The following is an 11966-nucleotide window of genomic DNA, read 5'->3' as shown; positions in this document are numbered from 1 at the left end:
TAAAATAGCCTCCTGTAGTCATGTAATAGGACGGTGCAAATTGCCCGTCCTATGGTTTATTGGTTAAAAAATGATTATCTTTCGTTAACTGGAACATATTTTTGCATTCCAGGTCCGATGTATTCAGCGCGCGGACGAATCAAGCGGTTGTTTGAATATTGCTCCAAAATGTGGGCAAGCCAGCCTGAAGTACGTGATACTGCGAAAATCGGCGTGAACAAGTCATGCTCGATGTTCAATGAATGGTAGACGGATGCCGAATAGAAGTCGACATTCGGCGGAAGATTTTTCTGGCCGCTGACGATTTCATCAATCTTGATCGACATTTCGTACCATTTTTCTTCTCCGCGAATTTTCGTCAATTTCTGAGACATTTCACGCAAGTGTTTTGCACGTGGGTCGCCTTTGCGGTAAACGCGATGGCCAAAGCCCATGATTTTTTCCTTGTTCGCCAATTTCTCATTAATGACTTTTTCTACGTTATCTACTGAACCGATTTCAGTCAACATTTTCATAACCTGCTCGTTTGCGCCGCCGTGCAATGGGCCTTTTAATGCGCCGATTGCCGCAGTTACACCAGAATAGACATCTGAAAGAGTAGCGACTGCAACACGTGCAGTAAATGTAGATGCGTTCAATTCATGGTCAGCATGAAGAACTAGAGCTTTGTTGAATGCTTCTTCTTCGATGTCTGCTGGAACGTTTCCAGAAAGCATGTAAAGGAAGTTAGCTGCAAAACTCAAATCATTTTTAGGTGCAACCGGCTCTTGGCCGCTGCGGACGCGTGCGAATGCAGTCACCAAAGTAGCGATTTTGGCCTGGATGCGGATCGCTTTGCGGTAGTTCGCTTCAGGGTTCATCACTTCAGCTTCTTCATCGAACAAGCCAAGCATCGATACTGCTGTACGCAATGCAGCCATCGGATGAACTTTTTTGATTTCGTATGTTTTGAAATGATCCAATACTGCCTGTGGCACTGACATATTATCAGCCAATTGCTGTTTTAGTTCAGCCAGCTCATCCGCTTTCGGCAAGCGCTGGTGCCATAAAAGATAAATCACTTCTTCAAAACTGGCATTATTTGCCAAATCATCAATATCGTAGCCAACGTATGTAAGAGTGTCATCAATAATTGAACTGATGGCTGATTGTGTAGCTACTACACCTTCTAAACCTTTTGACGATGTCATTAAAATCGCTCCTTCTACTGTAATTCATCATTCCAAAAAAAAACCCCGAATGATGGGTTATCCTCTTTTTTCGAGCATGAATAAATTTCCTTACCTAGCCATTATAATCAACATTGTAGAATTTGTGAATGAAAACGCTTGTTTTTGTGAAACTTTTCTCAAAATAACGATGGTTTCACTCGGGATTATCCTTCGATAATCCGAGTGACACGCATCTTTTTTTGAATTATTTTGCCGACAATCGGCTTATAGATCTTTTGGGTTGGCCTGAACAGAAGCGACAGCCCGATTGCATCGGAGATGAAGCCGGGGGTCAAAAGCAAGACGCCGCCGACCAGCACCAATGCCGCGTTGATCAGGTGTTCGCCTGGCGGCTGCAAGCGCCCCATGCTGTCCTGTATGTCACGAAGTGCTTTCAATCCTTGTTTCTTAGCCAAAAAAGCACCAATCAAACCTGTTGCTATGATTAATCCTAGCGTCGGAAAGATTCCCATGGCGTCGCTCGCCCACAAAAGCAGCGTAAGTTCCAGTGTCGGGACGATGATTAAAGCTAAGAAAAACCATTTCATAACGGATTACCCTCCTTGCTGAACTTATAAAACACTGGCATGGCCGTCATAGATAATGCCAGTTTCTGCATCTATCGTGACGTCGTAATCGTTCTTGATCAATGAAGTGGCACCTTCAACTCCGACAATGACCGGAATTCCCAGGCTCAAACCGACTACAGCTGCATGGCTCGTCAATCCGCCTTCTTCCGTAATCAAACCGGCACATTTCTCTATGGCTGGCATCATGTCGCGGTCAGAGCCGATTGTGACGATAATCTTGCCTGTTGCGTCATAAGCCAATGCTTCTTCAGAGTTTCTTACTACAAGCGTTTTGCCGAAAGCACTCATTTTTCCGATTCCTTGACCCTGTGCGATGCTGTCGCCGATCAAATGGACTTTCATCAAGTTCGTCGTGCCGGCTTGGCCAACTGGCACACCCGCAGTAATCACGACCAAATCGCCGTGTTTTACAAAATGGTGCTGCAGACTTTCTTCCACCGCATTTTCAAGAACTTCATCGGTTGACATCACTTTCCGGCCGACAATCGGCTGGACACCCCAAACAAGGGTAAGCTTGCGTGATGGCCGTTCAGAAGAAGTCACTGCAATAATCGGTACGCCTGGACGGTATTTTGAAATCATCTTCGCCGTATGCCCGCTTTCAGTCGGGGCAATAATGGCTTTCACTTTCAAGTTCAGCGCCGTATAGGCAACAGCCTGGCCGATTGCTTCCGTCATGTTCGGCTCTTTCTCTTTGCGGCGGTTGTCGACAAGCTGCTTGTAGTTCAACGCAGCTTCTGTCGTCACTGCAATGCGGTGCATCGTTTCCACTGATTCGACAGGATAAATCCCCGCCGCTGTTTCACCTGACAACATGATTGCATCGGTGCCGTCAAAAATGGCATTGGCGACATCGCTGGCTTCCGCTCTTGTCGGACGCGGATTGCGCTGCATAGAATCGAGCATTTGCGTAGCCGTGATAACCGGCTTGCCTGCACTATTGCATTTTTCAATCAACGATTTTTGGACAAGCGGCACTTCTTCTGCAGGAATCTCTACGCCGAGATCTCCACGTGCAACCATCAAGCCGTCAGAAACAACAAGAATTTCATCGATATTATCGACGCCTTCCTGATTTTCGATTTTCGGAATGATCTGGATATGCGAACCGTTATTATTTTCCAAATGGCGGCGGATTTCCATGACATCAGAAGCTCTGCGAACAAATGAAGCTGCAACAAAATCAACGTTTTGTTCGATTCCGAACAGGATATCCTGCGCATCTTTTTCTGTCATGCCTGGCAATTGAACAGACACGCCCGGTACGTTAACACCTTTTTTCGTTTTTAAAGTCCCAGCATTTTCCACCACTGTATGAAGCAAACCTTTTTCTTTGTCGATGCCAGTGACATGCAATTCGATCAATCCGTCATCAAGCAAGATGACCGATCCGACGTGAACATCGTCAATCAACCGGCCGTAGCTGATAGAAAACATTTCTTTGGTTCCGAGCACTTCCGTCATCGAGATGGCGATGCTTTGGCCAGTCTCTAAATCGATCGAGTCGTTTTCCATTTGGTGGGTACGGATTTCAGGTCCTTTTGTATCCAGCAGAATGCCGACAATTTTCCCTGTTTTTTCTGCCGCTTCACGGATTCGTTTGATGCGAAGCGCGTGCTCTTCATGGCTTCCGTGTGAAAAATTCAAGCGGGCAACGTTCATGCCTGCATTGATCAATGCTTCTAAAAGCTCCGGCGTTTCACTTGCCGGTCCAATTGTACAAACGATTTTTGTTTTTCTCAATGTGCTCACTCCAATAGGCTTTTAAATTGATAGTTCTTTGGATAAATTGTATAAGCTCATATCCACTTTGCGTTTCAGCTTGAATGCTTCTTCCATATCATAATCGACAACTTTGTTATTGACCATGCCAATCGCTTGTCCGCCTTCGCCTTTCAGCAATGCTTCCACTGCGCGAGCGCCGAACAAACTGCCAAGAACCCGGTCGCGTGCAGTTGGTGAACCGCCGCGCTGGATGTGGCCGAGTACCGAGATGCGTGTTTCGGTATCCGATTTCTCTGAAAGCAGGTTCGCTAATTCCTGTGCACTCATGACGCCTTCAGCAACGATGATGATACTGTGCTTCTTGCCGCGCTTTTTCCCTTTTTCCAATCGGTCAATCATGTCATCCAGGTCAAAAGCTTGTTCCGGTATCAGAATGGTTTCTGCTCCACCCGCAAGCCCTGCCCATAAAGCGAGGTCCCCGGCATCGCGGCCCATTACTTCTATTATAAATGTCCGTTCATGGCTCGTTGCCGTATCGCGGATTTTATCAATCGCTTCGATTACCGTATTCAATGCCGTATCAAATCCGATTGTATAATCCGTTCCCGGAATGTCATTATCGATCGTACCCGGAACCCCTACTGCTGGAATCCCTTTTTTCGTAAGCGCCATGGCCCCGCGGTATGAACCGTCGCCGCCGATGACCACTAGCCCCTCAAGGCCGTGTTCTTTCATATGCGCAATCGCTTTTTCCTGGCCAGCGTCCGTAATGAATTCCGGACATCTTGCCGAATACAAGGCTGTTCCACCGCGCTGAATTATATCACCGACATCCCCAGCTTCTAGCTTCGAGATTTTGCCGTCAATCAACCCTTGATAGCCACTGTACACACCGAATACTTCGATTCCTTCAAAAATACCTTTTCGCACGACAGCCCGTACCGCAGCATTCATGCCCGGAGAATCTCCTCCGCTTGTTAAAACACCTATTCGTTTCATGCAAATCCCTCCTGCTATTCCGTTTACTCTTTTCACCTTACCACGCGGGCACTCGACTGTCAGTCTTGAAAACCATGTTATTCTGTTAATTCTTTGTTTTTTCGTTAATAAATCAAGCGCATTTGAAAAGGCAGCGCATTCATTTTGCCAAGGCAACGAAAAAAAACCGCCGAAGCGGTCCTTTATTCACTAAATACGCCAATGGATTTGAATTTTTCGTAGCGCTGGTTGATCAGTTCATCGCTGCTCAGCTTATTCAGCTCCACTAAAGATTCCTTGATTGCTGCAGCCATAAATTCGGCTTGTTTTTGTGCGTTATGGTGCGCGCCTCCGCGCACTTCAGGAATCATGCGTTCGATGATGCCCATTTCCAGCAAATCGGGTGCAGTGATTTTCATCGCTTCCGCCGCCGTTTGGGCAAGTGCCGAATCTTTCCAAAGAATCGAAGCGGCACCTTCTGGGGATATCACGGAGAACGTCGAATTCTCCAGCATCAGAATATGGTTTCCGACACCCAGTGCAAGTGCCCCGCCGCTGCCTCCTTCACCGATGACAATCGACAAGACCGGTACTTCAAGACCTGCCATTTCCACAAGATTGCGTGCAATTGCCTCACTTTGGCCGCGTTCTTCAGCCGCTTTGCCCGGATAGGCACCTTTCGTATCGATCAGGCAAATAATTGGACGTTTAAATTTCTCTGCTTGCTTCATCAGGCGTAGGGCTTTCCGGTAGCCTTCGGGATGCGGCATACCGAAATTGCGGCGGATGTTTTCTTTCGTGCTTTTCCCTCGCTGATGGCCGATCACTGTAACAGGCTGCCCCTCAAAAGAAGCGATGCCGCCGACAATGGCTTCGTCATCGCCGTATAAACGGTCACCGTGGAATTCAATGAACTCTTCAAAGATGAGCGGGATATAATCCAAGGTAGTCGGACGCTCGGGGTGGCGCGCCACTTGCACACGGTCCCAGGGCTTCATGTTTTCGTAGATGTCATTCTCCAGCTTTGACAGACGGTCTTCGAGACTCTTGATTTCCGAACTCAAATCCACTTCCGCCGTAGCCGAATACTCTTTTAACTCATTGATTTTTTTGTGCAATTGGATCAACGGTTCTTCGAAGCCCATCGATTTGGGCGCATTTTTTTTCGATGATTTATGCTTGGGCATTGTGTTCAGCCCCTTTCGCGTGAAGTTTAACGATTGCTGTTAAAGTTTCTTTCATTTTTCCGCGGTGGACAACGGCATCCAATTGCCCATGGTCCAATAGGAACTCAGCTGTCTGGAAATCTTCCGGCAGTTTCTCGCGCACCGTTTGTTCAATGACCCGGCGGCCCGCAAAACCGATGAGTGCTTTCGGCTCCGCGATGTTGATATCGCCGACCGATGCAAAACTGGCCGATACGCCACCCGTTGTCGGATGCGTCAAAATGGAAACGAATAAGAGACCGGCATTGCTGTGGCGTTTTAATGCAACACTTGTTTTAGCCATTTGCATAAGCGACAAGACACCTTCTTGCATGCGTGCACCGCCGCTCGCTGTAAAGATCAAAAATGGAATACCGCGGCTGGTTGCCGCTTCGATGGCACGGGTAATTTTTTCTCCGACAACAGAACCCATCGAGCCCATGCGGAAATGTGAATCCATGACGGCGATCGAAATTTCATGGCCGCCAATTTTGCCGATACCTGTCAAGACAGCTTCGTTCAAGCCTGTCTTTTCGCTATCGGCTTTGATTTTTTCTGTGTAGCCAGGAAAACCAAGCGGATTCTCTGATTTCAAATGGTCATCCATCGAATGGAAAGAGCCTTCATCCAGCAAGCTATCAATTCGTTCGTAGGCAGTCATTTTATAATGATGGTCGCATTTCGGGCAGACCTTCAGTAACTTGGTCAAATCTTTCGTCAAAGTGATTTCTTTGCATTCCGGGCATTTTGTCATCAGCCCTTCCGGCACATCCTTTGATTTTTTTGAAGGGATCGTCGCTTCTCTATCATCTTTATTGCGTTTGAATATTTCACGAATTATCGCCATTTAGCATTCTCCTTTTTTCTATCCATTCACTCCAGGATTTAAAAGCGTGGATCGCCTTCTCTTCTTGCTGATTTTCGAGTGCATCCAATATCGGAAGCATCAAATCCTTTTCGTCTTCCGACACTTCGTGTGAATACGGGCTGCCGCTGTATTGGTGCAGCAGAAACCAAATTTTCAACGATAGCCGGTTGCCTGACAAAACCATCAATTCACGGACGAAATCGGCCCGTTGAAAACTTTCGCCTTCGAGCCTTTTCTTAAAGCTGTCCCAAATGCGCAGCTCCACCAACGCTTTGTTTTGGCAGATAGACTGGATTGCCGAGATTTCGTGCATCAACCGTGTCTCCCAGACATCTTTCCGGGATTGGTTGTCCTGCAATATGAAAGTGGATAATACCTCCACTAATTTATGGTTGCGATGGTCGGAAAGGAACGTCCCTTCTCCCCTGCGTGTTTCGATGAGCCCCAATAACTCAAGGCTCCGCAGCGCTTCCCTGAGCGTCGATCTGCCGACTTGAAGCTTTTCTGCCAGTTCCCTTTCAGATGGAATGCGGTCGCCCGGCCTGATTTTCTCCTGCCGGATCATGTCTCGGATTTCTTTGACAATGTCTAAATATCGCTTTGATTGATTCATGGTCGCCCCTATTTTCCATTAATTTGAAAGTGGTCTGGCCACTCATATTGTTTAGAATACAAAACTTTTCGCCATACGTAAAGAAAAAACTGCCTTTCCTGGAAGAAAGGCAGTCAGCTATCGATTGTTTTGCATATAATGGCTGTTTTTTGGTTGCGGTTTTCAATAATGCCTTGCACTTCCAAAATGGCGTTTATTTCAAGCAACGCGTTGAACTTGGCGTATTCGGCCGGGAATAACGTGACGGATGCAGGACCAGTATCATCCTGCAACGTGACGAACCCCATTGCGTCTCCTTTTTTTGTACGGATCCGTTTGACATCCTCTACCATTCCAAGCACAAGGACGGGTTCGCGGTCTTTGCTGTTTTTCAATTCCGCTAAATCAGCAAACGTTTTTTGACGCTGTTCTTTTTCCCGCGCAATCGGATGCATCGACAAATAAAAGCCGAGCACTTCTTTTTCAAAATCAAGTTTCAAGTTTTCCGGCATGGGTGAAGCTTTGGCGTATTTCGGCTTCATAAAGCTTGACCCCATATCGTCAAAGAGTCCAGGCTCTTCATTGGGCTTAACCAGTTCAGCGTGTTTCACCGCACTGTCAAGCGACGCCAGCAGAACTCCTCTATCCAGTCCAAACCCATCCAATGCGCCCGCTTTTATAAGCGGTTCAAACGCTTTTCTGGTGAAATGCACGGCAGAGATGCGTTCGGCAATATTGTACATGCTGGTGAACGGACCTTCTTTGCGTGCGTTCAGCAATGCTTTGATGGCATTGCCTGGTACGCTTTTCACTGAATTCAGCCCGATCCGGATCCCTTCGCCATCCACTGAAAACGAGTAGCCGCTTTCTTGGATTGATGGTGGAAGAACCGGGATGCTGCGCCCTTTTATCTCCTGCAGCAATTGCTGGATCTTTTCGTTATTACCTGCGCTGTTCGCCAGCATCGCCGCATAAAACGGCAGGGCGTAATGCGTCTTCATAAATGCCAGTTGATAGGAAATCATGCTGTAAGCGACGGCGTGGCTTTTCGGAAATCCATAATCTGCAAAACGGACGATCAAATCGTAGACTTCAGTCGCTGCAGCTGCAGGGAAGCCTTTTGAAGCTGCACCTTTTGTAAAGTTCAGACGCTGCTCATCGAGAATTTCGCGTTTCTTTTTGCTGACTGCGCGCCGGAGCAGGTCGGCTTCTCCGAGTGAAAAGCCTGCCATCTGTGCAGCAATCTGCATGATTTGCTCCTGGTAGACAATAACACCATAAGTTTCCGCCAGAATCGGCTCCAGTATGGGATGGGCGTAGGCCACAGTTTCCTGTTTATGCTTGCGGCGAGCGTATAACGGAATAAACTCCATCGGACCTGGCCGGAATAATGCGTTGACCGCTACGATATCGCCGAAAGCTGTCGGTTTGACTTGCTGCAGCGAGCGCCTCATCCCATCGCTTTCAAGCTGGAAGATGCCCGTCGTGTCACCTTTCGCTAACAAGGCGTAAGTGGCATCGTCTTGGAGCGGTATTTTGCGGTAATCGATCCACTTTCCGCTTTGGCGATGCAGCAGCCGCCGGATTTGTTCGAGAATCGTCAAGTTGCGCAGGCCGAGAAAATCCATTTTCAGCAGGCCGATTTGTTCCAGCTCACCCATTGGCCATTGGGTGATGTAGATGTCTTCGCTGCCTTTTTCAATCGGCACGAGGTCGACAAGCGGTGCAGGGCTCAATATGACGCCTGCTGCATGCGTCGAGGCATGCCGCGGCAGCCCCTCTAATTTCAATGCGGTTTTGAACCAGGTTTTCCGTTCTTCTTTGGCAATGACCCAATCGCTGAATTTGGGGGACTCTTTTAATGCAGACCTTAGCGTCGTGCCCAGACGGTTTGGAATCATCTTGGAGATCGCCTCCAGCTCTTCCGCCTCAAAACCGAAAACCCTGGCAGTATCGCGTGCGACCGCTTTTGCAGATAAAGTTCCGAACGTAATGATCTGAGCTGTTTTATCTTTGCCGTATTTTCGTGCGACATATTCCACAACTTCATGGCGGCGATGGTCGGCGAAATCGATATCGATATCCGGCAGCGTGACGCGTTCAGGATTTAAGAAACGTTCAAATAACAACCCGTGTTCGAGCGGATCGACGTCTGTTATGCGCAAAGAAAAAGCGACAAGCGAACTGGCAGAAGATCCCCTGCCCGGCCCTGTCAGAATTTCCTGTTCACGGGCAAACTTCATGAAGTCAGCGACAATCAAAAAATAATCGATAAAGCCCATTTGGCTTATGACACCCAATTCATATGACAATCGCTGAGAATAAGCCGCAGTTGTACCAGGAAGCCGCTCCTCAAGGCCCGTCTTGCAAAGTTCTTCTATGTAACGCAAACGGTCCGTTCCTTCCGGCAACGGGAACATAGGGAGCAATTGCCTGTGCAAAGCAATCGCCACTTGGCAGCCCGCCATGAGCGCCGCTGCTTCAGCGACCCATTCCGGGCGGTCCGAGAACCAGCCGGAAAATTCTTGGGCTGTTGGCACATATGCTTTTGCGTGCCCAGGCTTTTTGCGTTCCGGGTCATTCATTTTCAAGCCTTGGCCGATTGCGGAAGCCACTTCAAAAGCAAATGCATCTTCTTCGCGCAAATAGCGGCATTCTTGTGTGGCAAAGATGGCAAGCCCGAGTTCGGTGCATTGCGCCACGAACCCTTCTTCGTATTCCGTCCGTTCCCCGCCCGGCCGGCTGACGCTTGCGAAGCATTCCTCCCCGAATACCGACTGCAAATACCGGAACGCTTCACCCCGGTCTGTCAGCGTCCACTGGATGGAATTCGGAATTGCACAGACCAGTCCGTCTTTATAGGCTTTGAGCCATTGCTCCGGAATTGAATTTTTATCCCGGGTGGACAATGCGCTCGTTATTTTCAATAAATTTTGGTAGCCGGCATTGGACCGGGCATACAGCACTACTGGATATTCTTGTCCATCAAATTCAATAAACGCCGAAAGGCCGGCCACCGCATGGATGCCCGCCTTTTTGCACGCTTCCCAAAAGGGCAGTATGCCGTATAATTTCGTATTGACGATGGCAGCCGAGACGGTCCCTTGCTGTTTCAGGAAAGGGAAAAGTTCGTCAAGGCGCACCGTGCTTTTCAGCAGATCAGCCGAAGTGCTTATATGCGGGTAGACCATTGACAACACTATCCCTCCTTTTTACGATGAGCAAATTTCATTCAGGCGCGCAACAACCCGGTCCGCTTCTTCCCATGAATAAGCTGTAGCACCAGAAGCCATTGGATGACCCCCGCCGCCGAACTCTTTTGCCAAGCCATTGATGACCGGGCCTTTAGAGCGCAGGCGTACACGGATTTCATTTTCTTCTTCGATAAAAATAACCCATGCTTTTAAGTCTTTTACGTTGCCCAAGGAACCGACTAGAAGAGAAGTTTCCGTCGCTGTAACGCCGAACTCCTTTAGAATATCCATTGTGATTTTGACATGGGCAGCACCGCTGCTTTCCATAACGAAGTTCTGATAAATATAGCCCTGCAGATGTAGCAAACTGCGATCCATTTCATACAAGCCGTTATGGAGTTCATTGCGGTCGAAATCAGCCTTGATCAATTCACCGGCTACGTCGAATGTCTTTTCCGTCGTGCTCGGAAACAGGAATCGGCCTGTATCTGCGATGATGCCGGCATAAAGCTGGCGTGCAGCTGAAGCTGGCAGCTCCCACCCCTTGTGCTGACGGCCGTATGCAAACAATTCGAAAACGAGTTCAGAAGCAGAACTGGCTTTGGTATCGACCAAAAGCAAGTCTCCATAAGCGTCATCATTCGGATGGTGATCGATTTTCACTATTTTTTCCCCGGTCTTGTAGCGCTGGTCATCAACGCGTTCAGTATTGGCCGTATCCGTGACAATCACCAGGGCGCCTGCGTAGTCCTGATCTTCGACGGTATCCGGATAACCGAGAAAGTCGAGCGTGAAATCGTGTTCGCCTGCCGCCAAAACTTGTTTTTCCGGGTAATTATGCTGCAGGAGGTATTTCAGGCCAAGCTGCGATCCGTAAGCATCAGGATCCGGGCGAACATGGCGATGGATAATGATCTTGCTATACTGTTCAATTGTGTCGATGATTTGACTGTTCATATCCAAGTTCCTCCATTTATAAGGAAATCCATTCGCAATTCCATGCTTTTCTAAGTACAATAGAAATGAATTATGCATGACAGGAGGTCCCTTATGTTAGTATTCGTATTATTGATCATTGTATCATTTGTTTTTTATTTTTATTATAAAACAAAACAATTCCGCGCGGTGCTGCCGATCCGCAAAAAGTGGTACGGCGCTACGGCATCCTTTTCACTTGGTGCTTTTATGCTCTTTTTCGGCATCAACCAGCTTTTCGTCTTCCAGACAGCCGTCACCTACATCATTGCCGGCATTTTCATCGTATTAGGCATAGCGATGATGGTCACGAATTACAAAGCGGCTAAACATTACCACCAATTTGTTGCCGAAGAAGCGCGCTTGAACCAGTAAGCCGTAAATAGCTGTAAGAACTAAAACCTCTCCTTCTTGGAGAGGTTTTAGACTGTAGACAAAATCTAATCAACATGAATAACTGTGTATCTTCCAACCGTTCTGGCCACTTCGCTTTCCGTGGGCTCAGCTTCAGCCTCCTCGTCACTGACGTTCCTGCGGGGTCTTCAGCTTTCGCTGTCCCACAGGAGTCTTCGTGGCCATAACGGTTGCTAGCATGTAGCTCTCATTAAAGAGAGTAGCCAACGAATTT

Annotated in this window: 10 protein-coding genes; 1 reads left to right on the top strand and 9 read right to left on the bottom strand. The window is 48.0% G+C overall.

What is annotated here, in order from left to right; all coding sequences use genetic code 11:
- Nucleotides 1-74: 74 nt before the first annotated feature.
- From citZ to QMA09_RS02685, 9 genes are all read right to left on the bottom strand, one after another.
- Nucleotides 75-1190 carry a citrate synthase gene (gene citZ, locus QMA09_RS02725; RefSeq protein WP_135500333.1) on the bottom strand — a complete coding sequence of 372 codons (1116 nt, stop codon included), beginning with the start codon at nucleotides 1188-1190 and terminating at the stop codon, nucleotides 75-77.
- A 185-nt stretch (nucleotides 1191-1375) separates the two neighbouring features.
- Nucleotides 1376-1759 carry an FxsA family protein gene (locus tag QMA09_RS02720; protein ID WP_290211927.1) on the bottom strand — a complete coding sequence of 128 codons (384 nt, stop codon included), beginning with the start codon at nucleotides 1757-1759 and terminating at the stop codon, nucleotides 1376-1378.
- A 24-nt stretch (nucleotides 1760-1783) separates the two neighbouring features.
- Complete coding sequence (pyk, locus tag QMA09_RS02715; protein ID WP_290211926.1) at nucleotides 1784-3544, bottom strand: pyruvate kinase; 1761 nt, start codon at nucleotides 3542-3544, stop codon at nucleotides 1784-1786.
- Between the two features lie 21 nt (nucleotides 3545-3565).
- Nucleotides 3566-4525 (bottom strand): 6-phosphofructokinase, encoded by a 960-nt coding sequence (gene pfkA, locus QMA09_RS02710; protein WP_135500336.1) that lies wholly within the window; start codon nucleotides 4523-4525, stop codon nucleotides 3566-3568.
- Nucleotides 4526-4707: 182 nt separating this feature from the next.
- Nucleotides 4708-5691 carry an acetyl-CoA carboxylase carboxyl transferase subunit alpha gene (gene accA, locus QMA09_RS02705; protein ID WP_290211925.1) on the bottom strand — a complete coding sequence of 328 codons (984 nt, stop codon included), beginning with the start codon at nucleotides 5689-5691 and terminating at the stop codon, nucleotides 4708-4710.
- Nucleotides 5678-6556, bottom strand: a complete 879-nt coding sequence (accD, locus tag QMA09_RS02700; protein ID WP_290211924.1) for an acetyl-CoA carboxylase, carboxyltransferase subunit beta — start codon at nucleotides 6554-6556, stop codon at nucleotides 5678-5680. The genes accA and accD overlap by 14 nt, the downstream gene beginning before the upstream one ends.
- Complete coding sequence (locus QMA09_RS02695; RefSeq protein WP_290211923.1) at nucleotides 6540-7190, bottom strand: FadR/GntR family transcriptional regulator; 651 nt, start codon at nucleotides 7188-7190, stop codon at nucleotides 6540-6542. The genes accD and QMA09_RS02695 overlap by 17 nt, the downstream gene beginning before the upstream one ends.
- 113 nt (nucleotides 7191-7303) lie before the next feature.
- Nucleotides 7304-10360, bottom strand: a complete 3057-nt coding sequence (gene dnaE / locus QMA09_RS02690) for a DNA polymerase III subunit alpha (protein WP_290212036.1) — start codon at nucleotides 10358-10360, stop codon at nucleotides 7304-7306.
- A gap of 21 nt (nucleotides 10361-10381) precedes the next feature.
- Nucleotides 10382-11320 (bottom strand): DHH family phosphoesterase, encoded by a 939-nt coding sequence (locus tag QMA09_RS02685; protein ID WP_290211922.1) that lies wholly within the window; start codon nucleotides 11318-11320, stop codon nucleotides 10382-10384.
- A gap of 93 nt (nucleotides 11321-11413) precedes the next feature.
- Between QMA09_RS02685 and QMA09_RS02680 the strand changes: the two genes are divergently transcribed.
- Nucleotides 11414-11713, top strand: coding sequence for a YtpI family protein (locus QMA09_RS02680; RefSeq protein ID WP_290211921.1), 300 nt, complete (start codon nucleotides 11414-11416; stop codon nucleotides 11711-11713).
- The last annotated feature ends 253 nt before the right edge of the window (nucleotides 11714-11966 follow it).

It is taken from the genome of Planococcus sp. APC 3906, assembly GCF_030407685.1.
Taxonomy (GTDB): domain Bacteria; phylum Bacillota; class Bacilli; order Bacillales_A; family Planococcaceae; genus Planococcus; species Planococcus koreensis.
This window is presented reverse-complemented; position numbering and strand designations above follow the sequence as displayed.

What these genes read in the sequence shown, in the direction of transcription:
- citZ (WP_135500333.1), bottom strand. Translation starts at nt 1,190, where the DNA reads ATGACATCGTCAAAAGGTTTAGAAGGTGTAGTAGCTACACAATCAGCC.
- QMA09_RS02720 (WP_290211927.1), bottom strand. Translation starts at nt 1,759, where the DNA reads ATGAAATGGTTTTTCTTAGCTTTAATCATCGTCCCGACACTGGAACTT.
- pfkA (WP_135500336.1), bottom strand. Translation starts at nt 4,525, where the DNA reads ATGAAACGAATAGGTGTTTTAACAAGCGGAGGAGATTCTCCGGGCATG.
- accA (WP_290211925.1), bottom strand. Translation starts at nt 5,691, where the DNA reads ATGCCCAAGCATAAATCATCGAAAAAAAATGCGCCCAAATCGATGGGC.
- accD (WP_290211924.1), bottom strand. Translation starts at nt 6,556, where the DNA reads ATGGCGATAATTCGTGAAATATTCAAACGCAATAAAGATGATAGAGAA.
- QMA09_RS02695 (WP_290211923.1), bottom strand. Translation starts at nt 7,190, where the DNA reads ATGAATCAATCAAAGCGATATTTAGACATTGTCAAAGAAATCCGAGAC.
- dnaE (WP_290212036.1), bottom strand. Translation starts at nt 10,360, where the DNA reads ATGGTCTACCCGCATATAAGCACTTCGGCTGATCTGCTGAAAAGCACG.
- QMA09_RS02685 (WP_290211922.1), bottom strand. Translation starts at nt 11,320, where the DNA reads ATGAACAGTCAAATCATCGACACAATTGAACAGTATAGCAAGATCATT.
- QMA09_RS02680 (WP_290211921.1), top strand. Translation starts at nt 11,414, where the DNA reads ATGTTAGTATTCGTATTATTGATCATTGTATCATTTGTTTTTTATTTT.